Source organism: Kocuria sp. LHG3120 (assembly GCF_049897445.1).
GTDB lineage: Bacteria > Actinomycetota > Actinomycetes > Actinomycetales > Micrococcaceae > Kocuria > Kocuria rosea.
This window is the reverse complement of sequence record NZ_JAFCWG010000011.1, coordinates 1-24,178: the sequence shown is the minus strand read 5'-3', so window position 1 is coordinate 24,178 and position 24,178 is coordinate 1. Positions and strand designations below refer to the sequence as shown.

The window sequence follows — 24,178 nt, the reverse complement described above, 5'->3', positions numbered from 1 at the left end:
GCGGACGGCGCTCAGCCCTCCACGAGGATCCCGTCCTCGTCGGCCCACACCGTCCGGCCCGGGCGGAAGGTCACGCCCTCGATGACGACCGGCACGTCCTGATCCCCGACGCCGTCCTTGGCGGACTTGCGCGGGTTGGAGCCCAGGGCCTTGACCCCGAGGGGCAGCCCGGCCAGGGCGACCCGGTCCCGCACGGGGCCGTTGATGATGACCCCGGCCCACCCGTTGCGCACCGCGGACTCGGCGATCATGTCCCCCATGAGCGCGGTGCCCATGGAGCCGTGGCCGTCCACGACGAGGACCGCGCCCTCCCCCGGGGAGTTGAGCACGGCCTTCACCAGGCCGTTGTCCTGGAAGCAGCGGACCGTGCGCACCGGCCCGGTGAACGCGGCCGTCCCGCCCAGGTCGAGGAACTGGCGCGGGCAGGACATCAGCTGCTCCCCGCGCTCGTCGTAGAGGTCTGCGGTGGTGAACGGGCGCGGATCGGTCATGAGCTGCTCCTGAGGCATCCGGTGGTGGTTCCGGCACCAGCCTAGCCAGCGGAACCGCCGCGCTCGGCCCCGGCGGGCGCCGCGGCCGGCCCCGGCGCCTCCTCCCGCGCGGCGGGCACGGCGGTGCCCAGCGGGATCTCCTCGATGAGCAGGGACAGCACGAGGCACGCCGCCGCGACCGGAAGACCCCACAGGAAGATCGGCGGCAGGGACTGGGCGAAGGCCTGCGCGACGGCCTCCTGCACCGGGGCGGGCAGTCCCGCGAGCACCTGGGGGCTCAGGGCGTCGAGGTCGAGGGCGGGCACGGCGCGGCCCGCGAGCGCGTCGTCGAGCCGGGCGACGAAGACGGAGCCGAACACGGCGATCCCGAAGGACGCCCCGATCTGGCGGAAGAAGTTCGACGACGACGTCGCGGCCCCCAGCTCCGCGGGCGGCACCGCGTTCTGCACGATCAGGACGAGGTTCTGCATGAGGCAGCCGATGCCGAGACCGGTGACGGCCATGCCCGCGGCCGTCAGGGCGTACGGGGTGGTCTCGTCGATCAGCGAGAGCAGCGCGAGCCCGGCGGCCATCACCGCGGAGCCCAGCACGGGCCAGTGCTTGTAGCGCCCCGTGCGCGCGATGCGGCGGCCGGTGCCGATCGTGCCGACGAGCATCCCGGCCGTCACGGGGATCATCATCAGGCCGGCGGTGGTGGCCGAGGCGCCGTCGACCATCTGCAGGTAGGTGGGCAGGTAGGTGATGGTCGCGAACATGATCACGCCCATGCCGACGGCCGCCGCGGTGGGCACCACGAAGTTGCGCACCCGGAACAGGTGCAGCGGGATGATCGGCTCCGCGGCGCGGCGCTCCACCAGCACGAACAGCACGCCGAGCACCAGGACCGCCCCGGCGAGGCCGAGGATCCGCGGGCTCGACCACGCGTACGCCGTGCCGGCCCACGTGGTGAGGAGCACGAACGCCACGCTGCCCAGCGCCAGCAGCGCCGTGCCCAGCACGTCGAGGCGCCCCCGTCCCCGGGGGACGTGCGGCAGGTGCAGGAAGCGGGGGATGAACAGGAGCGTCACCAGGCCCAGCGGCAGGTTGATGTAGAACACCCACCGCCAGCTCACGAGGTCCGTGAGGAACCCGCCGACCAGCGGCCCGCTCACCGAGGCGAGACCGAAGGCCGCCCCGATCACGCCCATGTACCGGCCGCGCTCGCGGGCCGGCACGAGGTCCGCGATGATCGCCTGCGCCCCGATCAGGAGGCCGCCGCCGCCCAGGCCCTGCAGCGCGCGGAGGACGATGAGCTGCGTCATGTCCTGGGCGGCGCCCGAGAGCACGGAGCCGAGCAGGAAGACCACGACGGCCACCAGGAAGATCCGCTTGCGCCCGTAGAGGTCGCCCAGCTTCCCGTAGACCGGCAGGCCCACGGTGGCGGCGAGCACGTACGCCGTGACCACCCAGGAGATCCGGTCGAGCCCGTCCAGGTCCCCGACGATCGAGGGCAGCGCCGTGGCCACGATCGTCTGGTCGAGGGCGGCCAGCAGGACCGCCATGAGCAGGCCCAGGAACGGCAGCCGCAGCCGGCGGCGCTCCGTGCGGCCGGGGTCCGCGACCACGGGGTCAGCGGTCGATCTTCAGCACGGAGCCGTCCTCGACGTTGACGAACACGTCCACGGAGTTGCCGTCCGGCTCGTCGATCTCGACCTCCCACACGGTCGTGCCGTCCTCCGTCTCGAGCTGCGCCTCGTCGACCGTGCCGTTGACCGTCTCCAGCGCCGTGGCCAGCCCCTCGTCGAGGGGCACCTGGACCTGGGCGAGCTTCTCGCCGTCGTCGCTGTCGAGGCCGCCCTCCTCCTCCTGGCTGATCACGTCCTCGCCGTCCTGCGAGACGTACACCTGGTGCTCGCGGTCGTCGGCGGCGACGGTGATCTCCCAGCTGGCCGGGCTGTCCTCCCGTCCGATCTCGAAGGCCTGGGCGTCACCGCCCACCGCGTCCTCGGCCGCGGCGACCGCGGAGGCCACGACGGCCGCCTCGCCGCCGGGCCCGCCGGTGGCGTCGTCGCCGGGGCTCGCCGAGGGCGAGGCCGAGCCGGAGGCCGTGGCGGTGCCGTCGTCGTCGGGCGTGGCGCTGTCGTCCGGGCTCGCGCTGTCGTCCGGGGTGGCGGTGTCGGCCGGGGCGCTGGTCTCCGCCGGGGCGGTGGTGCCGTCACCTCCGGCGCCGCCGTCACCCCCGTCGCCGCCGCAGCCCGTGAGGAGCAGGGCGGAGAGGGCGAGCGCCGCCAGGGACAGGTGCCTTCGGTCAGTGTGCTTCATACCCGGGATTCTTCTCCCCTGCAGAGCCCCTGGCAAGGACGTGACCGGGGCGCTGACCCGCCGGGCGCGGACCCCCCACCGGGCTCACAGGCGTCGCGTCTACTATCCTGGAGAACGCCTGACCCGGGACCGGGTGCATGCGCACCGTGATCGACGCCAGGAAGGAGGCGGCATGGGATTCCTCGAGAGCCTCGAGAAGAACATCGAGAAGGCCGTCCGCGCCACCTTCTCCACCGGCTCCCGGAAGCGGGTGGAGGCCGTCGAGATCGCCAGCGCCCTCCGGCGGGAGCTCGACCAGGAGGCGTTCACGATCTCCGCCGGCCGCACCATGGCCCCCAACGTCTTCGTCGTGGAGTTCTCGGACGAGGACTTCCCGCGCGCCCAGGACTGGGGCACGCCGCTCGCGGAGGAGCTGTGCGACGTCGTCATCAAGCACGCCCGCAGCCAGGCCTACACCCTCCAGGGGGCGGTGAAGGTGTCCTTCACCCGCAACCCGGAGGTGGAGGCCGGCGAGTTCCGCGTCCACTCCTCGGCCCAGCGCACCGCCGAGTCCCCCAACACCCCCGCCACCCCGAGCGGGCAGCGGATCGCCCGCGGCCACCGCCGGGAGGAGGACGAGGGGGAGCCGACGCGCTCCGTGCCCGCGCAGCACTGGATCCCGGTGCTCGACGTCGACGGCGCGCGCTACTCCCTCAACGCGGACTCGATCGTGCTGGGCCGCTCCGCCGAGGCGGACATCACCGTGGAGGACACCGGCGTGTCCCGCAAGCACCTCGAGATCCGGCGGCAGGGCGAGCACTTCGTGGCCGTGGACCTCGGCTCCACCAACGGTTCCTACGTGGACGGGGAGCGGGTGATCGGCCGCACCGAGCTGGTCAACGGCTCCGTGATCACCATGGGTCGGACCAGGATCACGTTCCGCCTCCTGACCCCGAAGGGGAACCGCTGAATGTCCGAACTCACCGTCACCCTGCTCCGCTTCGGCTTCCTGGCGCTGCTCTGGATCTTCATCTTCAGCATCGTCGCCAGCCAGGGTCGTGACCTCGCGGTCGGCGGGAAGCTCCCGGCGGTGCTCACGAGGTCCCGCGCCGAGCGCCGGGACGCCGCGGAGGACCCGGTGCCGCCCGCCGCCGGCCCCGGCACCGGCCAGCGCTCCCGCCCCCAGACCCTGGTCGTCCTCGACGGCCCGCTGCGCGGCCGCAGCTACCCGCTGGGCAACGCCCCGGTGCTGCTGGGCCGCTCCCCCGAGGCCACCGTGCCCCTCGGCGACGACTACGCCTCGGGGCGCCACGCCCGGCTGTTCCCGCAGGGCTCCCGCTGGTTCCTCGAGGACCTCGGCTCCACCAACGGCACCTTCGTCGGCCAGCAGCGCCTCTCCCGGGCCGTGCCGCTCGACCCCGGGACCCCGTTCCGGGTGGGCAAGACCGTCCTGGAACTGAGGTCCTGACGCATGGCGATCGCTTTCCGCTACGCGGCGCGCTCCGACGTGGGCCGCGTCCGCTCGAAGAACGACGACTCCGCCTACGCGGGCCGCCACCTCGCCGTGGTCGCCGACGGCATGGGCGGGCACGTGGGCGGGGACGTCGCCTCGGCGTCCGCGGTCATGGACCTCACGAGCCTCGACCGCCCGGACCACCACGGCGACGGAGCCACCGTGCTCACGGACGAGATCCAGAACGCCAACCAGAACCTCGCCAAGCTGGTCCTGGGCAACGCCCGCCTGGGCGGCATGGGCACCACCGTCACGGCCCTGCTCGCGGACCAGGACGAGCTCGTCGTGGCCCACATCGGGGACTCCCGCGCGTACCGGCTCCGGGGCGACGAGTTCCGCCAGGTCACCAAGGACCACACCTTCGTCCAGCGGCTCATCGACGAGGGCCGGCTGCGCCCGGACGAGGCCGAGTCCCACCCGCACAAGAACGTCCTCATGCGCGTGCTCGGGGACGTCGACGCCTCCCCCGAGATCGACGTGGAGACCCTCCGCCCGGAGCGCGGCGAGCGCTGGCTGCTGTGCTCCGACGGGCTCAACGCCGTGGTCCGCCCGGAGACCATCCACTCGGTGCTGGGCTCCACCGACGACCTCAACCAGATTGTGGACACGCTCGTGGAGCTGACCCTGGACCGCGGGGCCCCCGACAACGTGACCGTGGTGGTCGTCCAGGTCTTCGAGACCGACGACACCGCCCCCGTGCCGCAGGCCGGCGAGGCCCGCGGCGCCGTCCCGGACCCGGAGTTCGCCCGCACCTCGGACGAGATCACCGGGGACGCCGGGACGCAGGGGACCGCCGAGGCCGAGTCCTCGGCGGCCGCGCTGCGCCGCGACCTCGCCGCGCGCCCCCACCTGTTGGTGGGCGCCGCCGCCAACGCCACCCAGACCGGGCGCATCCCCACCGTGAGCGACAGCGTCCTGGAGCGCCGCGCGACCCTCCTGCAGACCTCCGCCCCGGACACGCTGGCCGATCCGCGGGACGTCGAGTCGGCGCTGCACCGGGCCGACGCCACCGTCCCGTCCCCGCGCCGGCGCCGCCACCGGCGCGCCGTGGCCGTGCTCGCGCTGGCCACGGCAGGGCTGCTGCTCGTGGCCGGGGGCTGGCTGACGAGCGGCTGGATCAGCTCGCAGTACTACGTCGGCGAGCAGCAGGGCAACGTGGCGATCTACAACGGCGTCTCGCAGTCGCTGGGGCCCGTGAGCCTCAGCGACCTCGAGCGCGCCACGGACCTGCGGGTCGAGGACCTCCCGGGCTTCGCCCAGGAACGGGTCCGCAACGCCATCCCCGCCGGCAGCCTCGAGGAGGCGGAGCGGATCGTGGGCGAGCTGCGCGAGTCCGTGCCCGAGGAGACGCCCGGCCCGGAGCCGCGCCCGACGGGCACCGTCCAGCGGGCCACCGCCTCCCCCACCGCCTCGCCCACCCCCTCGCCCGCGGCCTCTCCCGGGGGTGACGGATGAGCGCCCCCGCCGCGACCTCCCCCCGGGAGGAGCAGGCCGAGCCCCGCCAGAAGCCGCGGCGGCTCACCGAGCTGCTCCTGCTCGTGCTCGCCGTGGGCATCGGCGTGGGCGCGAACGTCCTCGTGGACCCCGACCAGGTGGGCTCGGGGGACCCGCACCTCCTCGTCTCCGGGCTGGTCCTGGGCATCGGCGCGCTGGTCCTGCACGTGGTGCTGCGGCTGCGGGCCAAGTACGCGGACCCCTATGTCCTGCCGATCGTGGTGGCCCTCAACGGGCTGGGCATCGCCATGATCCACCGGATCGACCTCACCACGGACCAGACGGCCGCGGGCTCCCAGGTGGTGTGGACGGCCTTCGCCATGACCGCCGCTTGCCTGGTGCTCTGGTTCCTCAAGGACCACCGGGTGCTGCGGCGGATCACCTACATCTGCCTGGTGCTCAGCGGGCTGCTGCTGCTCCTGCCCCTCCTGCCCGGTCTCGGCCTGGAGCTCAACGGCGCCCGGATCTGGATCTCCGTGGGCGGGCGCACCTTCCAGCCCGGGGAGGTCGCCAAGATCACCCTGGCCGTCTTCTTCGCCGGCTACCTCTCGACCAACCGGGACCTCATCCTGCTGGCCGGCAAGAAGATCGGCCCCGTGCGCCTGCCGCGGTTCCGGGACATGGCGCCGATGTTCGCGGCGTGGATCATCGCGATCGGCGTGCTGGTGTTCCAGCGGGACCTCGGCTCCGCGATCCTGTTCTTCGGCCTCTTCCTGGCCATGATCTACCTCGCCACGAGCCGGCTCAGCTGGATCGTCATCGGGCTGCTGCTCGTGGCCGTCGGAGGGTTCTTCGCGAGCCAGACCTTCGGCCACGTGGCGGCACGCCTGGACTCCTGGCTCAACGCGTTCGACCCGGAGGTGTACAACCGGGCCCCGGGCGGCTCCGGGCAGATCGTCCAGGGCCTGTTCGGGCTCTCCTCCGGCGGGCTCTTCGGGCAGGGGCTCGGCCAGGGCCGGCCGGACCTCGTCTCCTACGCCAACTCGGACATGATCATGACCGCGTTCGGCGAGGAGCTGGGGCTCATCGGCCTGAGCGCCGTGCTCGTGCTGTTCTTCCTGTTCGTCACCCGGGGCTTCCGGGCCGCCCTGGGCACCCGTGACTCCTTCGGCAAGCTGCTGGCGGCGGGGCTGTCCGCGGTCATCGTGCTGCAGCTGTTCGTGGTGGTGGGCGGGGTCACCCGGCTCATCCCCCTGACCGGGCTGACCACCCCGTTCATGTCCGCGGGCGGCTCCTCGCTGCTGTCCAACTGGATCATCGCGGCGATCATCCTGGCGATCTCCCACACGGCCCGCCGGCCCGTGGTCACCGGTCCGGCCACCGAGGCCGACCTCGCCGAGATCGCCGCCCACGAGGCCGCGCTGCGCGAGGCGGCGCGGCGCGACGAGCAGGAGCGCGCCGAGCGCCCGGGACGCCGCCGGGACCGCCGTCCCGGGACGGATCCGGACGGGCCCGAGCAGGACGCGGGGCAGGCGGACGGGGTGGACCGCGCCGCCGGAGGGCGGGGCACCGGGGCCGACACGGCCCGCGGCCCGGCGGTGCCCGCCGACACCGCCGCCACCGAGCCGATCGCCGCTGCGGGCCTCGACGGGCACCGGGACGCCGAGGACGCGGACCACCACGGCGGCACCCCCACCGAGGCGATGTCCCGCCTCACCGACAAGGACCGCAGGGGCCCCGGCGGGTCCCGGAGCACCGAGAACGGAGGAGCATCGTGAACCGGGCGATCCGACACACCTGGGTGGCCGGCGTGGCGATCTTCACCGTGCTGCTCCTCGCGCTGACCTACGTGCAGTTCGTCGCGGCGCGCAGCCTCGAGGCGCACCCGTGGAACAACCGCAGCCTCTACGACCAGTTCGGCGCGGACCGCGGGGCGATCCTCGTGGACGGCGACCCGAAGGCGTCCTCCGTGCCCTCGGAGGACGACTTCGAGTACCAGCGTGTCTACGCGGACCCGCTGACGTACGGGCACCTCACGGGCTACTTCTCCCTCGTCTACGGCGCCACCGGGCTCGAGGCGGCCCTCGGCGAGGAGCTCTCCGGCGCCTCCGACGAGCAGTTCTACGACCGCGTGGTCTCCATGTTCTCCGGGAACCAGCCCACGGGCGCGTCGGTCGAGCTCACCATCGACCCGGTGCTGCAGCAGACCGCGGCCGAGGTGCTCGAGGGCCGGAAGGGCTCGATCGTGGCCCTCGACCCGGAGACGGGCGCGATCCTCGCCATGGTCTCCACCCCGGGCTACGACCCCAACGAGCTGGCCTCCCACGACTCGGGCTCCGTGATCGCCGCCGCGGAACGGCTCAACGCGGATCCCGACGCGCCCCTCGTCAACCGGGCCGTCGCCGGTGACCTCTACGCCCCCGCCTCGACGTTCAAGATCATCGACACCGTGGCCGCCCTCGAGTCCGGGGACTACACCACGGAGACCCTGATCCCGAACCCCCAGGAGCTGCCCCTGCCCGCCACCGACGTGACCCTGCCCAACTACGTGGGCGGCGGCTGCACCGCCCGTGCGGAGGCGGACCTGGAGTTCGCGCTCGAGCAGTCCTGCAACACGCCGTTCGCCTCGATCGCCCTGGACCTCGGGGAGGACGCGATCCGGGAGACCGCCCGGAACTTCGGCTACGGGGAGCCCCTCTCGGTGCCGCTCAAGGTGACCCCGTCGGTGTTCCCCGAGGAGCTCAACGAGGCCCAGCTCGCGCTGTCCTCGATCGGCCAGTACGACGTGCGCACCACGCCCCTGCAAGTGGCCATGATGAGCGCCACGATCGCCAACAACGGCGTGCAGATGAAGCCCCAGCTCGTGCGCACCGTGCGCTCCGCCGACCTGTCCGTGATCGAGGAGCTCAACCCGGAGCAGCTGCGCCGTTCCACGAGCGCGGACGTCGCCGGGACCGTCTCGGACCTGATGGTGCAGGTCGTCGAGGACGGCATCGCCCGTGGCGCGGCCGTTCCGGGGGTCGAGGTGGCCGGGAAGACGGGCACCGCCGAGATCGGCTCGGACGAAGGCCTCAACGACTCCTGGTTCACGGGCTTCGCGCCGGCCGACGACCCCCAGGTGGCCCTCGCCGTCGTCTTCGAGGACGTGGACGTGGCGACGGGCGCCTCCCTGACCAGTCCCGGTGCCAAGCGACTCTTCGAGGCGGTGTTGAACAAGTGAGACCATCGTCGAGCACCGTCCTGGGCGGACGCTACGCACTGACCGATCGGATCGCGATCGGCGGCATGGGTGAGGTGTGGAAGGCCAAGGACCGGGTCCTGGGCCGGATCGTGGCCGTGAAGATCCTCAAGGAGGAGTACAACGGGGACCCGAACTTCCTGCAGCGCTTCCGCGCCGAGGCCCGGCACACCGCGCTCCTGAACCACCCCGGGGTGGCCAACGTCTTCGACTACGGCGAGGAGGAGGGCTCCGCCTTCCTCGTGATGGAGCTGGTCCCGGGCGAGCCGCTGTCCAACATCATCGAGCGGCAGAAGACGCTCGCCCCGGACACCGTGCTCAACTACATCGGGCAGACCGCACGGGCGCTGGCGGCCGCGCACGCCCAGGGCCTGGTGCACCGCGACGTGAAGCCCGGCAACCTCATCATCACCCCGGACAACCGGGTGAAGGTCACGGACTTCGGCATCGCCCGTCTCGCGGACCAGGTGCCCCTCACCGCCACCGGGCAGGTCATGGGCACCGCCCAGTACCTCGCGCCCGAGCAGGCCACGGGTCAGACCGCCACGGGATCCTCGGACATCTACTCGCTGGGCATCATCGGCTACGAGTGCCTGGCCGGGCGCCGCCCGTTCACCGGGGAATCGCAGATCGCGATCGCCCTCGCGCAGGTCAACGACCCGCCGCCGCCGCTGAAGGACAGCGTGCCCGAGACCGTGCGGGCGCTGCTGATGTCGATGCTGGCGAAGGACCCCAAGGACCGCCCGGCCACGGCCGGCGCCCTGGCCACCGCCGTGGACGCCATCCGCCGCGGGGACGAGGACGCGGCGGTCGCGGCCGTCCCCGGGATGCGCCCCTTCCTCGACCTGCCCGACGACGACGCCACCCAGGCGTTCGAGCCCGTGCGCGACGAGCCGACGCAGGTGCTGGACCGGGACCGCACCGCGGCCGCCGCGGCGACCGGTGCCGCCGCCGCCGGAGGACCACGGCCCATCACCGCCGAGCTGGACGTCGTCGACGGCCCGGAGGACTCCGGGGAGGACCCCGGCACCGGTCCGGCCCGTCCCGAGGAGCGCCGGGAGCGCCGCTCGGTGTGGGCCTGGCTGCTGCCGGTGCTTCTGGCGCTGCTCCTCGTGGCGGGGCTGCTGTGGTTCTTCCTGCTGCGCGAGCCGGCGCCCGTGAGCCAGGAGCCCTCCCCCACGGGCACCGTCTCGACCTCGACGGTCCCCGGCGAGCCGACGCCCCCGGCGGCGGAGCAGCCCGGCGCGGACACCGTGGAGGTCCTCGCCGCCCGCTACGAGGGCCGGCCCGTGGACGAGGTGGTGCAGGAGCTCTCCGACCTGGGCTTCCCCGTGGAGCGGGAGGGCCGCACCGCGGACGAGGAGCAGAACACCGTCCTGTCCCTGAACCCCGTGGGCCAGGTGGCGCGGAGCACCACCATCACGGTGGTCTACTCGACCGGCCCGGACACCGTGGAGCTCCCCTCGGGGATGGTCGGCCGCCCGGCCGACCCGCTGATCGACGAGATCCGGCTCCTGGGCGTGAACATCATCCGCTACGACGAGACCACCGAGGACGCCGAGCCCGGGACCGTGCTGCGCACCCAGCCCCTGGGCGGGTCCACCGTCCGCCCCGGCGACACCATCGAGATGTGGGTCGCCGCCGCACCCGAGACCACCACCGCCCCCACCACCGGATCGCCCTCGCCCACCGCGACACCGACCGGGCCCGGCCAGGAGGGCTGAGCCGTGCCGGGCCGGAACCCCGTCCCCTCCCTCATCAACGACCGCTACGAGGTGGGCGAGACCATCGGCCGCGGCGGGATGGCCACCGTCCACCTGGGGCGGGACCTGCGGCTGGGCCGGCGGGTGGCCATCAAGGTGCTGCGCCCCGAACTGGCCCGGGACGGCACCTTCCACGAACGGTTCAAGCGCGAGGCCCAGTCCGTGGCCGCCCTGAACCACCACTCCATCGTCTCGGTCTACGACACGGGCGAGATCCTCGCGACGACCGACGAGGGCGTGGACCGGCCGTTCATCGTGATGGAGTACGTGCCCGGCCGGACCCTGCGGGAGCTGATCCACGAGAACGCCGTGACGCCCCAGGAGGCCGTGGACATCGCCCTGGGCATCCTCGACGCCCTGGAGTACAGCCACCGGGCCGGCATCGTCCACCGGGACATCAAGCCCGCCAACGTGATCGTCACCCCGGAGCGGCAGATCAAGGTCATGGACTTCGGCATCGCCCGGGCCGTGGAGGACACCTCGCCGGCGCTGACCCAGGCCCAGGCCGTCCTCGGCACCGCGCAGTACCTGTCCCCGGAGCAGGCCCGGGGCGAGTCCGTGGACGCCCGCTCCGACCTCTACTCCGCCGCGTGCGTGCTCTTCGAGATGCTCACGGGCCGGGCGCCGTTCGTGGGCGGGTCCTCGGTGGACATCGCCGCCCAGCACGTCCGGGACCATCCCCCCGCGCCCTCCGAGCTGGACCCCCGGCTCGGCGGGCGCGTCGACGACTTCGTGGCGAAGGCCCTCGCCAAGGACCGTTCCGCCCGCTTCCAGGACGCCGGGCAGATGCGCCGGGCGCTGCGCGAGCTGCGCCCCGCGGTACCGGGGGACCTGGACGCCACCCAGCCCCTGCACGCGGTGCGGCAGCGGGACGAGGACACGAAGACCCTCCCGCCCGTGCCCGTCCCCGTGCCCGCCGGGGCGGCCGCTCCGCCGACGGCGGCGGGCACGGCGGTCGCCGCGGCACCGGTGCCGGCGGACGACCCCGGGAGCGGCTCGACCCCTGCGTGGGACCGCCGACGGCGACCGCTGCGCGCGGCGCTGATCGGCCTGCTCGCCCTCGCGGTCCTCGCCGTCCTCGGGGTCGTAGCCCTCCAGTGGGTCCAGGACCAGCGCGGCGGATCCGCGCTCGTCGCCGTCCCCTACGTGGCGGGGATGGACGCGGCGGTGGCCGAGACGGCGCTGCGCAACGCGGAGCTCGTGCCGCAGCGCGAGGAGGTCTTCGACGACGAGGTGCCCGAGGGCGACGCCGTGGGCACCGATCCCACGGCCGACACGCAGGTCGAGGAGGGCTCCACCGTGGTCCTCGCGGTCTCGCGGGGGCCCGCCGAGGTGGAGGTCCCCGACGACCTCGCGGGCCGGTCCGAGGAGGACGTGCGGGACGCCCTGGAGGCCGCCGGGCTCGAGGCCGGGGCGACCCGCACGGCGAACAGCCCATGGGTGCCCCAGGGGATGCTGGTCGCCACCGACCCGGCCGGCGGGACCACCGTCCCGAGCGGTTCGGAGGTGCAGCTCGTGCTGTCCACGGGGCGGGTGACCGTGCCGCAGCTCGTGGGCCTGAGCCGGCAGGAGGCGGTCGCGGCCCTCGGCGCGGACGCGGTCCGCCTCTCGTCCGAGGTCGTCACCACCCCCCGGGCCGGAGTGCCCGCCGGGCAGGTCGTGGACCAGAGCGTCGACGCCGGACAGTCCGCGCCGCAGGGCTCGACGATCACGCTCACCGTGGCGGTCGCCCCGGAGCCCGAGCCCGCTCCGGAGCCGACCCCCTCGCCCACCCCGTCCCCCTCCCCGGAGGCGACCGAGGACGAGGAGGAGCCCGAGGAGACCGCCGCACCGGAGGAGGAGTCCGAGCCCGGCAGCACCCCGGACGACTCCGCCGAGACGTCCCCGGAGGACTCCCCCGAGACCGAGGCGCGCGACGACGACGAGCAGGACGGGATCCCCCAGCAGGCGGCCGACCGGGCCCGCGAAGCGCTCGAGCAGGGCGCGGACCGAGGGCCCCGGCGCGACTGACGTCCGGGCCGGCGGCCGAGGGTCAGACGGCGATCAGCGGGGACAGCGACATGGCGGCCCGCGCCGCGCCCTTGAGCCCTACGAGCTCGAGCCAGTTGCCGAGCATGAGGTAGCCGCCCTCGGTGAGGACGGACTCCGGGTGGAACTGCAGCCCGTGCAGCGGGGCGCTCTTGTGGCGCAGCCCCATGATCACCCCGTTCGGGGTGCGGGCGGTGACCTCGAGGACGTCGGGCACGGACTGGTCCACGACGGCGAGCGAGTGGTAGCGGGTCGCGGTGAACGGACTGGGCACGGCGCCGAAGACGCTCGTGCCGTTGTGCTCCACCCGGGAGGTCTTCCCGTGCATGAGCTCCTCGGCGTGGGTGACGGTTCCCCCGTACGCCTCCGCGAGGGCCTGGTGGCCGAGGCAGACGCCGAGCAGCGGCTGCCCCGTCCGCTCGGCGTGGCGGATCAGGGCGGTGCACACGCCGGCGTCGGCGGGAGCGCCCGGGCCGGGCGAGAGGAGGACGCCCTGGTGCTCGTCGGCGAGCGCGCACGCGGCGGTCTCGTCGAGGTCGTCGTTGCGGATGACCGTGGTCTTCGCACCGAGCTGCTCGAGGTAGCCGACGAGGGTGTAGACGAAGCTGTCGTAGTTGTCCACGACGAGGATCTTGACGGTCACAGGATCTCCTGGGAGTGGGGTGCCTCTCGGCGCGTGCGCCCGTCCAGCTTACGCGTCCGCAGGAGGGCGCGCACCGGGCGGCTAGACTGGTGCACCGGACCCCCCGCCGTGAAGACGGCCCGCTTGGTGATCAGGAGGATCAGTGCCCGAGTCCAAGAACCGCCGCAAGAAGCCGGCCCGCCGTCCGGGCGGCTCCGGACGGTCGACGCCGGCCGCCGCCCCGCCCGTCGACGCGGAGCTGGCGCGGCTGGCGGCGGAGGGGCTGCCCGGCGGCTCCACCGCGTTCGACCCGGAGGCCGCCGCGAACGCGGTGGCGCAGGAGCTCACCGAGCGCTCCCGGCACGGCTCCCCGGAGACCCACGCCCCGACGCCCACCTGGTACAAGGCCATCATGCTGGGCCTGCTGGTGGCCGGGCTGCTGTGGCTCATCGTCTACTACCTCTTCCAGGGCACCTATCCCGTGCCCGGGATCGGCACGTGGAACATCGGGGTGGGCCTGGCCCTGATGATGGTGGGGCTGATCATGACCACGAAGTGGCGGTGACCTCGGTGCCCCCTGCCGGCACCGGCCCCGAGGACCCGCACCAGGACCCGCACGAGGAGTCGCAGGAGCCCTCCCCCAAGCCGCTCGAGGACGAGATCGCCGAGTCCCGGCCGAAGGACGGGCGGCGGTTCAACGCCGCCACGTTCGAGGTGCGGCTGCGCCGGTGGGCGCTGCTGCTGCTGGTCGCGGGTCCCGCGATCTGGTTCCTGGTGCAGCAGCTCCGCTAGCCGCACCGGCCCGCGGCACCGGTCACGGCGCGCACGGGAGCGGCCCGCACCCCTGCAGGGGTGCGGGCCGCTCCCGTGCGCGCCCGTCGGGGATCAGGCCTGGGCCGAGGCGGCCTCCTGGCCCTCGACGGTCTCCTCGGGGTCGTTCTGCGGCGCGGTGAACGCCACGTCGAGGCTGATGACGACCTTGTCGGAGACGAGGACCCCGCCGGCCTCCATCGCGGCGTTCCAGGTGATGCCGAAGTCCTTGCGGGAGATGGTGGTCTCGGCGGAGAAGCCGGCGCGGGTCACGCCGAAGGCGTCGACGACCACGCCGCTGAAGTCGGTGGCGAGCTCGACGGTGCGGGTCACGTCCTTGATGGTCAGCTCACCGGTGATCGTGCCCTCCTCGCCGTCGAAGGCCACGGCGGTCGAGGTGAAGGTCATCGTGGGGTGCTCCTCGACCGCGAAGAAGTCGGCGCTGCGCACGTGGGCGTCGCGGTCGGCGTTCTTGGTGTCGATGCTCGCCATCTGGACCGTGGCGTTCAGGGTCGAGCTCTCGACCGGGTCGGTGACCTCGAGCTGCGCGTCGACCTCGCCGAAGGTGCCGCGCACCTTGGAGATGCCGGCGTGGCGGACGGTGAAGCCGACCTCGGAGTGGGCGGGGTCGAAGGTCCAGGAACCGGGGACGAGACCGTTGAGCTGGGACATGGTGTTCTCCTTGGGGATCGGTGGCGAGCAGGTTGTTGCTTCGTCAACTACTCTAGGAGCACCTTGGTGATGTGTCAACAACAAAGTCCGAAGTTCTTCCGGGACTTCGGGGCCCGTCTCCGGGTGCTCAGGCCTCGGGGTCCAGGGCGGAGCGGTCGTTGAGCTCGTGGAACCGGCGGCGGTGGTAGACGAGGGGGACGCCCGTGCCCTCGTGGCCGAGGACGTCGACCACGGCGGCGTTGAACACGAGGGCGGGCCCGGCCTTGATCCGGGCCAGCGGGACCGCGCGCAGGACCCGGGCGACGTTGAGCAGCCGGGGCTCCCCCGTCTCCAGGTACTCCCAGGGCATGTCCGCCCCGAAGCGCGGCGCCCCGGAGACGGCGAAGGACCGGGCGAGGTCGAGGTTCTCGGCGTCCAGCAGGTGCACCAGGAAGGAGTCGGCCTCGGCCAGCAGCGCGGCCGAGCCCTGACGGGCCTGCAGGGAGAAGCCGAGGATCGGCGGCACGGCCGACACGGAGGACACCGAGGACGCCGTCAGGCCCACCGGCCCCTCGGGGCCCCGCGCGGTGATGATCGCGACCCCCGCGGGGTGGTGGGCGAAGGCCGCCTTGAACGCCTCGCCCACGTGCTCCAGGTCCTGGAGGTGGTCTGCCGGGACCTCGAGGTCGGCGACCGACGCGGCCGCGCGCTCGGCCGGGGGGCCGGGCCGCGGGACCGCGCTCAGCCGCGGCTCCTCCGCCGTCCGCTCGGGCGTCCGCGCAGGGCTCTGCTCCGGTGCGCCGCCGGCCGGCGCGTCGTCGCCGTGCCCCCGACGAGGCCGGCGTTCGTGGTGCTGGGCCGCCATGAGTGTCCTTCCGTGGAGAGCCGTGGGAACGGTGCCGCCGGGCGGCCCCACCGGTCCACGCTACGTCCGGAACCGGAGCGGAAGTCAATCGATTCCGCCGCTGACGGGGCGGGAGAAACCCGACGTCACAGTCTTGCACGGGGGCCGTCGTCGTGTCCGGCGCCCCCGGGTCACCGGGTCAGGCCCCGGTAGCCGCGGGCGTAGTGCACCAGCGGGTCGTCGGCCTGGGCCTCCGCGACCCCGCGGCCCATCGCGGTCACCTCGCCGACGACGACCCGGTGCGTCGCGGCGGTGTGCACGGCCACGGTGGAGAGCTCGAACCACGCGAGCGCCCCGTCCAGGACGGGCGCCCCCGAGCGCGGCGCGCGCCGGAAGGGCACGCCGTCCAGCAGGCCCTCGACCGGATTGCCGGGGCTCGCGAGCCAGTTGGCGATGCCCTCCTGGTCCCGGCGCAGCACGGAGAGCGTCCACGCGCCGGAGGACTCCACCGCGTCGCAGATCCGCCCCTCCTCGAAGAGGCTCACGAGCATGGTGGGCGGGTCGTAGGAGACGTCGAGGAACCCGGTCACGGTCGCGGCGACGTCCCGCCGCCGGTGCCGGGCGGCCACGACCGCCACGCCGGAGGCGATGTCCGCGGCGAGCAGGCGGTAGGCGCCGACGTCCTCGGCGTCCGGCGCCGCCGGGTCGATCAGGTGGGCCGGTGCGGGATCGGGGAGCTCCATCCCGCCAGTCTGGCACGGGGACTCAGCGCTCCGGCCGGGACCGTCCCGTCATCCGGAGGGTCAGGTTCAGCCGCCCGCCCTTCATGCCCAGCGCGGCCGCCCCCGTGCCGGGGCGGATGCGCGGCACCCCGTGGAACGCGTAGCGGGAGGGTCCGCCGAAGACGAAGAGGTCGCCGCTGCGCAGCTCCACGTCCCGGTACGGCGCCGAGCGGGTCTGCGTGTTCCCGAAGCGGAAGACGCAGGTGTCCCCGAGCGAGAGGGAGACGATCGGCGCGGCGGAGGCCTCGTCCCTGTCCTGGTGCATGCCCATCCGGGCGTCCGCGTCGTAGAAGTTCACCAGGGCGGTGTCCGGCCGGTAGTCCTGCGCGTCCGGGCTGCCGGGGCCGTAGGCCTCCCGGGCGGCCCGGCGGCCCAGCTCGGTCAGCCACGGGGGCATGTCCGGTGCCCGCTTGCGCTCCCCGGTGCGAAGATAGCGGTAGGGCGCCCAGTCCCAGCCCAGGGTCGTGGAGCGCACCGACATCCGGCCGCCGCCCGGGAGCACCATGTGCCGCATGGGCACCGGGCCCACGGCCCACTCCCGGCAGCGGAGCACCAGGTCCCGCTGCTCCTCGGGCCCGAGCCACCCCGGCACGTGGACGGCGCCGGGGGCGATCTCCGCGCGCTCCCGGGGCAGCTCGAACAGCTCGGGCGCCGAGAACGGGGTCGAGGGGTCGATCATGCTGCCGAGCGTAGCCGCGACCGCCGACACCGCGCACCGGCACCGCGGGCGGCGGCACCGGTGTGCGCCCCGCCACGGCGGTCCCGGGCGGAGAGGAGTAGCGTGGAGGGTCTCCCGATCACCGTGAAAGGTCCGCCGTGCCGCTGCCCCTGTCCGTCATCGACTTCGCCACCGTCCGCAAGGGCGCGTCCGTGGGCGAGAGCTTCGCCGACTCCGTGCGCCTCGCCCAGCACGCCGAGCGCCTGGGGTACCTGCGGGTCTGGTACTCGGAGCACCACAACATGCCCACGATCGCCTCCTCGGCCCCGGCCGTGCTGATCGCCCACGTCGCCGCGCACACCTCCACCGTCAGGTTGGGCGCGGGCGGCGTCATGCTGCCCAACCACTCCCCCCTCGTGATCGCGGAGCAGTTCGGCACGCTCGCCGAGCTGCACCCCGGACGGATCGACCTGGGCCTGGGCCGGGCCCCCGGCACGGACCTGCGGACGGTGCGGGCCATGCGCCGGGACCCCTCCGCCGCCGAGCAGTTCCCGCAGGACGTCCGCGAGCTGCAGGGCTATCTCAGCGGCCGCTCGATCGTCCCGGGGGTCAGCGCCGTGCCGGGCGCCGGGACGGACGTGCCCCTCACGATCCTGGGCTCCTCGCTGTTCGGCGCCCAGCTCGCCGCCGCCTACGGGCTGCCCTACGCCTTCGCCTCCCACTTCGCCCCCGACGCGCTCGTGGACGCCGTGGCCGCCTACCGCGCCGGGTTCCGTCCCTCCGAGCAGCTCGCGGAGCCGTACGTCGTCGCGGCCGTCAACGTCATCGCCGCGGACACCACCAAGGACGCCGCCGAGCAGCTCGGGACCGCCCGGCGCGAACGGGTGCGCGCCATGGTGGGCCGCGGCCGCGAGCTGAGCGAGGCCGAGCTGGACATGGTGATGGACAGCCCCGCCGGGCAGCAGATCCTGCACATGCTGCACTGGTCGGCCGCGGGCACGGGCGACGAGGTCCGGTCCGCCCTGGAGGACTTCGCGGCCACGGCGGACGCCGACGAGCTCATGATCGCCCCCGCGTCCCCCACCCAGGAGCAGGTGCTGCGCTCCCTCGAGCTCCTGGCCGGGTCCTGGGGTCAGGACGCCGGGACAGACCTTCCCTCCGCCGCGTCGCGACTGTAAATTCAGGGAGTCACCGGCGTCCGCCGTCACGGCGCCGCCCCCGGGAGGCGCCACCGCCCCCCGAAAGGTCCCCGCCATGTCCTCAATCATCGCCCGACGCACCGTCACCGCCCTGGCCGCGGCGCTCGCCCTCTCGGGCGCGGCCGCCTCCCCCGCCGCCGCGGCCCCGCGCACCGTCGAGGTCGTCAACCTCGGCGACTCCTACTCCGCGGCCTTCGGCACGGGCGGGCTCCAGGCGGTCGAGGGCGTTCCCGGCTGCGTCCAGGGCACGGGACGGGACCACGTCGACAAGCTGGACGCGCACCCCCGGATCGAGGTGACCCTGGACGCGGCGTGCGCCGGCTACGAGACGCACCATGTGCGGAAGCTCGTCGCCACGGAGCCGGTCGCCGACGCCCTCGACTCGGCCGACCTGGTGACACTGACCCTGGGGGGCAACGACATCGGGTGGGGCGGGTTCATCGAGGCGTGCAGCGCCCCCGCCGAGGCCGCCTACGGTCCGGCGCCGTGCGACGCCAAGCTCGCGGAGGCCCCCGCGCTCATCGCGTCCGCCGCCGCCTCCGCGGGCAAGACCGTCGCGGCCGTCGACGCGGCGTCGGACGCGCGCATCGTGGTGCTGGGCTATCCGCACCTCTTCGACGACCGCGCGGACAGCCCGCTGATCTCCGCCGAACGGGCCGCCCAGCTCAACGACTGGACCGACGAGCTCAACGCGGCTCTCGCGGCCGGCGTGGAGGAGGAGGGCGCCGTCTTCGTGGACGTCACCGACCGCTTCCGCGGCCACGGCGTCGGCTCGGCTGACCCGTGGATCCTCTTCGGCCCCGACGCCGGCAGCCACAACCTGCACCCGACCGAGCGCGGCTACCTGTCCGGCTACTTCCCGGGGCTCCTCGGGCACGCCGCCCGGGCCCGCTGACCGGTCCCCGGGCACGACGAGGCCCCCGGACCGTCGGTCCGGGGGCCTCGTCGTGCCCGGTGCGCCACCGGCTCCCGGCCGGGGTGCGGCCGGGCGCGGGTCAGGCGTTCTTCGTCTCGTCCTTGACGGACTGCGCCGAGTCCTGTGCGGAGGACTTCAGGTGCTGGGCCTCGCCCTGGCCCTGCTGCTTGACCTCCTGGGCGCCCGACTGCGCGGTCTCCTTGACGGACTGCGCGGCCTCCTGGGCCGGCTCCTTCAGGTCCTGGGCGACCTCCTGCGCCGCGCCCTTCGCGGACTCGACCACGTGCTGGGCGTGGGGCTGCACCCGGTCCGCCGCGTCGGCGACGAGCTCCTGCTCCTTCTGCGTGGAGGGCAGCAGCGAGCCGACGAGCCAGCCGGCGCCGAGGGCGATCAGACCGGCGGCCAGCGGGTTGCCCCGGGTCTTCGCCCTGGCCGTGGCCGGGGCGTTCTGCACGGCGCCGCGGGCCTGGTCGGCGCGGTACGCTGCCTCGTCCCTGACGTCACCGGTGGAGTAGCCGCCCACCGTGAACTCGTCGTCGGAAGAACCCATGACTCGCTCCCTCACTCCGTGCACGGTGTCCTGGACCTTGCCGCGGACCTTGTCCTTCTGCCGCTCGACGACGCGCTCGGGCGTCACCTTCTCCGCGACGGCGTCGACGTCGGAGCCGAGCCGAGCGCGGGTGGCCTCGATGTCGGCGCGGATCTGTTCGGGGTTCTGCTGGCTCATCGGTTCTCCTTCTTGGAGGGCTTCACGGTGTCCGGGATCTCGGAGACGGTCTCGCGGGTGAGGGGCAGCGGATCCTGGGTCGCCTCGGTCATCTCCCGCTTGCCCTCGTTGAGGTTCTTCTTGCCCATCGCGGCGAGGATGCCGGCGATGACGGCCCAGAGCACGGCCACGATGACCGAGGACCAGGCCAGGCCCACGAGGTTGCTGAGTCCCCACATGAGCGCGAGGGACAGGAAGAGCAGGACGAAGTGTCCGGCCACGCCGGCCCCGGCGAGCATGCCGGCGCCCTTGCCCGTGTCCTTGGCGGACTGCTTGGCCTCCTGCACCGCCTGCGTCGTCTCGGCCTTGGCGAGCGCGATCTCCTGCTGGATGAGGGTGGAGAGGTTGGTGCTCAGCGACTTGAACATCTCACCGAGCGACTCGTGCTCCGCCCTGTCCTCGGCGTCCGAGGGGGGAATGGGATGGCTCATCGACGGTCGCCCTCCTGATCGGGATAGACGGTGCCGGGCACGCGGTCGGTGTAGGTGCGGGCCGCCTCGCCCTGCTCGTCGGAGCGGTAGGCGTAGGGGTCGGCCGGGGTGTAGCCCGAGGTCTCGGTCGCCGTGAGGTTGCGGTCGTAGCCCTGGTCGTAGACGGCGCCGGTGGCGACGCCCGTCCCGGCCGCGGTGCCCTGGTCCTGCCGGCCGGAGACGCCGAAGTACTCCTTGGCGCCCTGGCGGTCGGTCGCGATCTCGTCGCTGTCCTTGACGCCGCGGGTGGCGCGGCCGGCGAGGAGCCCGATGCCGGCCGCCAGGGCCAGGAAGGTCCCGGGGCGGCGGGCCGCGAACCGGCGGACGTCCTGCAGCAGGTCCTGGGCGTCCTTGTTCTCCAAGGAGGAGGCCATGGAGTCGACGCGCCCGGAGACGCTGCCGAGCAGACCCGTGACGAAGTCCGTCTCGGGCTTCTCACCGCGGGACAGGGCGTTGATCTCGTCGCTGACGGAGCGGACGCTCGAGGCGATGCGCTCCTGCTGGGGGGCCACCTGGTCCCTCAGGTCGCTCCGGAGCTGGCCGAGGAGGTTCTGCGCCTGGGTGGTGGCCTCCTGCTTGACGGCTCCGGCCTGCTCCTTCGCCGTCTCCTTGACGCGCTGGCCGGAGCCGGCGGCCTCGTGCTTCAGCTGGTTCGCCTCGGCCTTGCCCTGCTCCGCCGCGACGTCCTTCTTGGACGAGGTGCCGGTGTCGGCCGCGTGGCTCGAGCCGGCGTCGTAGGGGGTCGGGTCATAGGGGTTGGTGGTCATGATTCCGCCTTTCTGGAACATTTCATAAGTCCACTGATGGTGCGGGCTGGTTCTAGCCTAGGTCGAAGGCTCCACGGAGCCAAGACCTTCGCCGGATCGGCGCGTCCTCACGGCGACGGGCTGCCGCCGTTGACGTTGAGGGTCTCGCCGATGACGTAGCTCGACTCGGAGGAGGCGAGGAACACGTAGGCGGGGGCCAGTTCCGTGGGCTGGCCGGCCCTGCCGAGGGGCGTCGACTGCCCGAACTCGGGCAGTGCGTCCTTCGGCTGCCCGTCCGAGACCTGGAGAGGCGTCCAGAACGGTCCCGGCGCCACCGCGTTGACGCGGATGCCCTTGGGTGCCAGCTGCTGGCCGAGGCCCTTGGTGAAGTTGTTGATCGCCGCCTTGGTCGACGCGTAGTCGAGGAGGTCCGGCGACGGCTGGTACGCCTGGATCGACGTCGTGTTGATGATGGAGGAGCCCGCGGGCAGATGCCGCAGCGCCGCCTTGGTGATCCGGAACATCGCCACGATGTTGACGGTGAAGGTGTCGACCAGCTGCTCGTCGCTCAGGTCCTCGAGGCTCTCGACCGCCACCTGCTTGCCGGCGTTGTTGACGAGGATGTCGAGCCCGCCCAGCCCGTCCACGGCGTTGTCGACCAGGGCCGCGCAGAAGTCCTTGTCGGTCAGGTCCCCGGGGAGGAGGACGGCCGTGCGACCGGCCTTCTCGATGGCGGCCTTGACCACCTGCGCGTCGGGCTCCTCGTCCGGGAGGTAGTTCAGGGCGACGTCGGCGCCCTCCTTGGCGAACGCGATGGCGACGGCCGCGCCGATGCCCGAGTCCGCCCCGGTGATCAGGGCCTTGCGCCCCTCCAGCCGACCGGTCCCCCGGTAGGAGAGCTCCCCGCGGTCGGTCCTGGGCTCGAGCTCGACGTCCAGGCCCGGCTCGGGCTGGTCCTGCTTCGGGGGCGACAGGACGGGGTATCGCGTCACGGGGTTCTGGAACGCGAGCTGGTCCACCGTCTCGCGGTCGGCGTTCTCCGGGTTGCCGCTGTTCGTCTCGGCCATGCTCCACTTCCTCTCGTCGTGCACTGATCTGGACAGCATACTGATGATACGGTCGGCAGGACAACGGCTTCTCTGTGGGAGAACAGACACCCCGCGCCACCGTGACGGAGGGACCGCCGAGGGGCACGGGGTGCAGGAACGTACCGCCGCGGGGTGACCGCGCTCAGGCCTCGAGACGGTGCAGGAAGTTCTCCAGGGCGTCGTCGAACGCGGCCGGCTGCTCGAGGTTGGGGGTGTGCCCGGCGCCGTCGACGACGACGAGCTCCGCCCCGGGGGCCAGCTCGGCCATCCGCTGGCCGGCGCCGCCGTCGAAGGCGTCGTCCGCGCCCACCACGACGAGCACGGGGATCCGGGCGCTGCGGAGCAGCTCGGTGAAGTCCCGGCGCTCGGCGCGCCCGCGCATGGCCGCGGCGGCCCCCTTCGCGGGAGCGTTCTGCAGCATGGCCAGCACTTCGGCCGCCACCCCGGGGCGGGTCTCCACCGTCGACTCGGCGACCATCCTGCCCAGGACGTTGCGGCCGTAGGCCTCCATGCCGCCGGCCAGCATGGCGTCCGCGGCGACGTGGCGGCGCCTCCTGCCGGCGGCGTCCTCCGCCTCGGGGACGGTGTCGTTGACGACCAGCGCCCGGACCCGGCCGGGGTGCCGGTGGAGGAGCTCCATGGCGATCTGGCCGGACATCGAGAACCCGACCACCACTGCCCGGTCGACGCCCAGGTGCTCGAGCAGCGCGGCGACGTCGTCCGCGAACTCCTCGGTGTAGACGATCCCCTCGGTGACCTCGGACCCGCCGAAGCCGCGCAGGTCGGGGGCGACCACCCGCCAGCCGCGGTCGGCGAACACCTCGACCTGGCGGGCCCACATGCTGCGGTCGTAGGCGTGACCGTGCAGCAGGAGCAGCACCGGCCCCTCCCCCCGGTCGGTGTAGGTCATGGTGACCCCGTTGATCCGGGCGGTCGCGGAACTGACGTCGGGCATGGTGGGAGACCCCTCTCTCGGGCGTACGGCAGGAACGCTCCCAGAGTAGCGAAGGACGCCGCCGCAGGGCCGGGTCTCACCCGCGGCCGGGACGGCCCGCGGTCATTCGACGACGCCGCAGGCCAGCCGCGACCCGGCGTCGCCCGTGCCCAGCGTGGCCTCGTCGGGACCGTCGGGGGCGTAGCGCTCCGGGACGTTGGCGTGGTTGTCGGGGCCCGAGTGGACTATCACGGCGCTGCCGTCGTCGTCGGCCACGAGGTCCTGGACACCGAAGCGGTCGGTGACCGTCGTGAGGAAGCCCGTCCCCTCCTCCGTCACCAGGAGGGCGGGGAGATCACCCCGGTGGTCGGGGTGCTCGGCGTCCTCGCTCCCGAGGTGGCCACCCGCGGAGAGGAACGCACCCGTGGTGCCGGGGTCCCCCGGGGCCGCGCTGTCGGGCTCGCAGAGGCCGGTCGCGTGCACGTGCAGTCCGTAGAAGCCGGGCTCGAGCCCCTGCACCTCGGCCACGACCTCCGTGCCGGCGGCGACCTCCGCGAAGCTGACGCTGCCGACCTCCGAGCCCTCGGTGTCCTGGAGGACGGCGCGGGAGCCGGCAGCCGCCTCCGAGGCGGCCGACGTCTCCTCGACCACGGCGCTGTCGTCACCGCCCCCGTCGCAACCGGCGAGCACCAGGGCGGTCGTTCCGATCACTGCTGCCATCAGCCTGCTCCGTCGCACGGCTCCTCCTCGTCGTCACCGGGTCCTGGTCCTCGACCATAGGCCGTGGTCGGAGGGGATACAACGAGGACGGGGGTGTTAAATGTGGGGAGCCCCCGCACCGTGTGGTGCGGGGGCTCGACCCTGGTGGTGTGGTCCGGCGGTGTCCTACTCTCCCACACCCTTCCGGGTGCAGTACCATCGGCGCTGCGGGTCTTAGCTTCCGGG

25 protein-coding genes are annotated in these 24,178 nt (G+C 73.4%); 11 read left to right on the top strand and 14 right to left on the bottom strand.

All coding sequences use genetic code 11. From position 1 onward, the window contains the following. Positions 1-11 precede the first annotated feature (11 nt). Genes rraA through ACP7CD_RS17375 form a run of 3 tightly spaced genes read right to left on the bottom strand, consistent with a single transcriptional unit; the run spans position 12 to position 2,792 of the window. Positions 12-491: a ribonuclease E activity regulator RraA gene (gene rraA / locus ACP7CD_RS17385; RefSeq protein ID WP_426120772.1), complete on the bottom strand. Its 480-nt coding sequence runs from the start codon at positions 489-491 to the stop codon at positions 12-14. 41 nt (positions 492-532) lie between these two features. Continuing rightward, entirely contained in the window at positions 533-2,095 is a 1,563-nt protein-coding gene (locus tag ACP7CD_RS17380) for an MDR family MFS transporter (protein WP_426120771.1), read from the bottom strand. A gap of 4 nt (positions 2,096-2,099) precedes the next feature. Continuing rightward, positions 2,100-2,792: a PepSY domain-containing protein gene (locus ACP7CD_RS17375; RefSeq protein WP_426120770.1), complete on the bottom strand. Its 693-nt coding sequence runs from the start codon at positions 2,790-2,792 to the stop codon at positions 2,100-2,102. Between the two features lie 172 nt (positions 2,793-2,964). On the opposite strand from ACP7CD_RS17375, the gene ACP7CD_RS17370 reads away from it, so the two are divergent. Genes ACP7CD_RS17370 through pknB form a run of 7 tightly spaced genes read left to right on the top strand, consistent with a single transcriptional unit; the run spans position 2,965 to position 12,729 of the window. Further along, positions 2,965-3,741, top strand: coding sequence for an FhaA domain-containing protein (locus tag ACP7CD_RS17370; RefSeq protein ID WP_095651319.1), 777 nt, complete (start codon positions 2,965-2,967; stop codon positions 3,739-3,741). After that, positions 3,742-4,239, top strand: a complete 498-nt coding sequence (locus ACP7CD_RS17365; RefSeq protein ID WP_426120769.1) for an FHA domain-containing protein FhaB/FipA — start codon at positions 3,742-3,744, stop codon at positions 4,237-4,239. Positions 4,240-4,242: 3 nt separating this feature from the next. Further along, a complete protein-coding gene (locus tag ACP7CD_RS17360; protein WP_017834091.1) occupies positions 4,243-5,739 on the top strand; it encodes a PP2C family protein-serine/threonine phosphatase in 1,497 nt (498 codons plus the stop codon). Beyond that, on the top strand, positions 5,736-7,496 hold the full coding sequence (locus ACP7CD_RS17355; protein ID WP_109243679.1) for an FtsW/RodA/SpoVE family cell cycle protein: 1,761 nt from the start codon (positions 5,736-5,738) through the stop codon (positions 7,494-7,496). Before ACP7CD_RS17360 ends, ACP7CD_RS17355 begins: the two co-directional genes overlap by 4 nt. Next, a complete protein-coding gene (locus ACP7CD_RS17350) occupies positions 7,493-8,938 on the top strand; it encodes a peptidoglycan D,D-transpeptidase FtsI family protein (protein WP_126349812.1) in 1,446 nt (481 codons plus the stop codon). The genes ACP7CD_RS17355 and ACP7CD_RS17350 overlap by 4 nt, the downstream gene beginning before the upstream one ends. After that, on the top strand, positions 8,935-10,680 hold the full coding sequence (locus ACP7CD_RS17345; RefSeq protein ID WP_109222289.1) for a protein kinase domain-containing protein: 1,746 nt from the start codon (positions 8,935-8,937) through the stop codon (positions 10,678-10,680). Before ACP7CD_RS17350 ends, ACP7CD_RS17345 begins: the two co-directional genes overlap by 4 nt. Positions 10,681-10,683: 3 nt before the next feature. Then, positions 10,684-12,729, top strand: coding sequence for a Stk1 family PASTA domain-containing Ser/Thr kinase (gene pknB, locus ACP7CD_RS17340; protein ID WP_426120768.1), 2,046 nt, complete (start codon positions 10,684-10,686; stop codon positions 12,727-12,729). A gap of 22 nt (positions 12,730-12,751) precedes the next feature. Here the strand turns inward: pknB and ACP7CD_RS17335 are convergent, their stop codons facing one another. Continuing rightward, positions 12,752-13,390, bottom strand: a complete 639-nt coding sequence (locus tag ACP7CD_RS17335; RefSeq protein WP_017834096.1) for an anthranilate synthase component II — start codon at positions 13,388-13,390, stop codon at positions 12,752-12,754. 142 nt (positions 13,391-13,532) lie between these two features. Here ACP7CD_RS17335 and ACP7CD_RS17330 point away from each other — a divergent pair, with 142 nt between their 5' ends. Then, positions 13,533-13,934 carry a cell division protein CrgA gene (locus tag ACP7CD_RS17330; protein ID WP_017834097.1) on the top strand — a complete coding sequence of 134 codons (402 nt, stop codon included), beginning with the start codon at positions 13,533-13,535 and terminating at the stop codon, positions 13,932-13,934. After that, positions 13,931-14,161 (top strand): hypothetical protein, encoded by a 231-nt coding sequence (locus ACP7CD_RS17325; RefSeq protein ID WP_126346562.1) that lies wholly within the window; start codon positions 13,931-13,933, stop codon positions 14,159-14,161. The genes ACP7CD_RS17330 and ACP7CD_RS17325 overlap by 4 nt, the downstream gene beginning before the upstream one ends. 93 nt (positions 14,162-14,254) lie before the next feature. Here the strand turns inward: ACP7CD_RS17325 and ACP7CD_RS17320 are convergent, their stop codons facing one another. The 4 genes from ACP7CD_RS17320 to ACP7CD_RS17305 form a co-directional block, all read right to left on the bottom strand. Beyond that, positions 14,255-14,851: a YceI family protein gene (locus ACP7CD_RS17320; protein WP_017834099.1), complete on the bottom strand. Its 597-nt coding sequence runs from the start codon at positions 14,849-14,851 to the stop codon at positions 14,255-14,257. Positions 14,852-14,978: 127 nt separating this feature from the next. Further along, positions 14,979-15,695 carry a flavin reductase family protein gene (locus ACP7CD_RS17315; RefSeq protein WP_017834100.1) on the bottom strand — a complete coding sequence of 239 codons (717 nt, stop codon included), beginning with the start codon at positions 15,693-15,695 and terminating at the stop codon, positions 14,979-14,981. 170 nt (positions 15,696-15,865) lie between these two features. Then, positions 15,866-16,417 carry a flavin reductase family protein gene (locus ACP7CD_RS17310; RefSeq protein ID WP_035930494.1) on the bottom strand — a complete coding sequence of 184 codons (552 nt, stop codon included), beginning with the start codon at positions 16,415-16,417 and terminating at the stop codon, positions 15,866-15,868. Between the two features lie 22 nt (positions 16,418-16,439). Then, entirely contained in the window at positions 16,440-17,135 is a 696-nt protein-coding gene (locus ACP7CD_RS17305) for an alpha-ketoglutarate-dependent dioxygenase AlkB family protein (protein WP_109222291.1), read from the bottom strand. 137 nt (positions 17,136-17,272) lie between these two features. Between ACP7CD_RS17305 and ACP7CD_RS17300 the strand changes: the two genes are divergently transcribed. Continuing rightward, the gene (locus tag ACP7CD_RS17300; RefSeq protein WP_109222292.1) at positions 17,273-18,292 is read left to right on the top strand and encodes an LLM class flavin-dependent oxidoreductase; all 1,020 of its coding nucleotides are present in this window, start codon (positions 17,273-17,275) and stop codon (positions 18,290-18,292) included. 76 nt (positions 18,293-18,368) lie between these two features. Beyond that, positions 18,369-19,208: a GDSL-type esterase/lipase family protein gene (locus tag ACP7CD_RS17295; RefSeq protein ID WP_109222293.1), complete on the top strand. Its 840-nt coding sequence runs from the start codon at positions 18,369-18,371 to the stop codon at positions 19,206-19,208. Positions 19,209-19,308: 100 nt separating this feature from the next. Here ACP7CD_RS17295 and ACP7CD_RS17290 read toward each other — a convergent pair whose 3' ends face one another. The 6 genes from ACP7CD_RS17290 to ACP7CD_RS17265 form a co-directional block, all read right to left on the bottom strand. Further along, positions 19,309-19,956 carry a DUF3618 domain-containing protein gene (locus ACP7CD_RS17290; RefSeq protein WP_017834105.1) on the bottom strand — a complete coding sequence of 216 codons (648 nt, stop codon included), beginning with the start codon at positions 19,954-19,956 and terminating at the stop codon, positions 19,309-19,311. After that, complete coding sequence (locus ACP7CD_RS17285) at positions 19,953-20,426, bottom strand: phage holin family protein (RefSeq protein ID WP_017834106.1); 474 nt, start codon at positions 20,424-20,426, stop codon at positions 19,953-19,955. The genes ACP7CD_RS17290 and ACP7CD_RS17285 overlap by 4 nt, the downstream gene beginning before the upstream one ends. Beyond that, positions 20,423-21,232, bottom strand: a complete 810-nt coding sequence (locus tag ACP7CD_RS17280; protein ID WP_126346566.1) for a hypothetical protein — start codon at positions 21,230-21,232, stop codon at positions 20,423-20,425. The genes ACP7CD_RS17285 and ACP7CD_RS17280 overlap by 4 nt, the downstream gene beginning before the upstream one ends. Before the next feature lie 107 nt (positions 21,233-21,339). After that, positions 21,340-22,278 carry an SDR family oxidoreductase gene (locus tag ACP7CD_RS17275; protein ID WP_017834107.1) on the bottom strand — a complete coding sequence of 313 codons (939 nt, stop codon included), beginning with the start codon at positions 22,276-22,278 and terminating at the stop codon, positions 21,340-21,342. A gap of 163 nt (positions 22,279-22,441) precedes the next feature. After that, positions 22,442-23,254, bottom strand: coding sequence for an alpha/beta fold hydrolase (locus ACP7CD_RS17270; RefSeq protein ID WP_115163523.1), 813 nt, complete (start codon positions 23,252-23,254; stop codon positions 22,442-22,444). 102 nt (positions 23,255-23,356) lie between these two features. Beyond that, a complete protein-coding gene (locus ACP7CD_RS17265) occupies positions 23,357-23,953 on the bottom strand; it encodes a superoxide dismutase family protein (protein WP_244915847.1) in 597 nt (198 codons plus the stop codon). Positions 23,954-24,178 lie beyond the last annotated feature (225 nt).

Bases quoted from the DNA above. Each gene is read 5' to 3' on its own strand.
- rraA (WP_426120772.1), bottom strand. From the start codon at position 491: ATGACCGATCCGCGCCCGTTCACCACCGCAGACCTCTACGACGAGCGC.
- ACP7CD_RS17375 (WP_426120770.1), bottom strand. From the start codon at position 2,792: ATGAAGCACACTGACCGAAGGCACCTGTCCCTGGCGGCGCTCGCCCTC.
- ACP7CD_RS17370 (WP_095651319.1), top strand. From the start codon at position 2,965: ATGGGATTCCTCGAGAGCCTCGAGAAGAACATCGAGAAGGCCGTCCGC.
- ACP7CD_RS17365 (WP_426120769.1), top strand. From the start codon at position 3,742: ATGTCCGAACTCACCGTCACCCTGCTCCGCTTCGGCTTCCTGGCGCTG.
- ACP7CD_RS17360 (WP_017834091.1), top strand. From the start codon at position 4,243: ATGGCGATCGCTTTCCGCTACGCGGCGCGCTCCGACGTGGGCCGCGTC.
- ACP7CD_RS17355 (WP_109243679.1), top strand. From the start codon at position 5,736: ATGAGCGCCCCCGCCGCGACCTCCCCCCGGGAGGAGCAGGCCGAGCCC.
- ACP7CD_RS17320 (WP_017834099.1), bottom strand. From the start codon at position 14,851: ATGTCCCAGCTCAACGGTCTCGTCCCCGGTTCCTGGACCTTCGACCCC.
- ACP7CD_RS17315 (WP_017834100.1), bottom strand. From the start codon at position 15,695: ATGGCGGCCCAGCACCACGAACGCCGGCCTCGTCGGGGGCACGGCGAC.
- ACP7CD_RS17310 (WP_035930494.1), bottom strand. From the start codon at position 16,417: ATGGAGCTCCCCGATCCCGCACCGGCCCACCTGATCGACCCGGCGGCG.
- ACP7CD_RS17305 (WP_109222291.1), bottom strand. From the start codon at position 17,135: ATGATCGACCCCTCGACCCCGTTCTCGGCGCCCGAGCTGTTCGAGCTG.
- ACP7CD_RS17295 (WP_109222293.1), top strand. From the start codon at position 18,369: ATGTCCTCAATCATCGCCCGACGCACCGTCACCGCCCTGGCCGCGGCG.
- ACP7CD_RS17290 (WP_017834105.1), bottom strand. From the start codon at position 19,956: ATGAGCCAGCAGAACCCCGAACAGATCCGCGCCGACATCGAGGCCACC.
- ACP7CD_RS17285 (WP_017834106.1), bottom strand. From the start codon at position 20,426: ATGAGCCATCCCATTCCCCCCTCGGACGCCGAGGACAGGGCGGAGCAC.
- ACP7CD_RS17280 (WP_126346566.1), bottom strand. From the start codon at position 21,232: ATGACCACCAACCCCTATGACCCGACCCCCTACGACGCCGGCTCGAGC.
- ACP7CD_RS17275 (WP_017834107.1), bottom strand. From the start codon at position 22,278: ATGGCCGAGACGAACAGCGGCAACCCGGAGAACGCCGACCGCGAGACG.
- ACP7CD_RS17270 (WP_115163523.1), bottom strand. From the start codon at position 23,254: ATGCCCGACGTCAGTTCCGCGACCGCCCGGATCAACGGGGTCACCATG.
- ACP7CD_RS17265 (WP_244915847.1), bottom strand. From the start codon at position 23,953: ATGGCAGCAGTGATCGGAACGACCGCCCTGGTGCTCGCCGGTTGCGAC.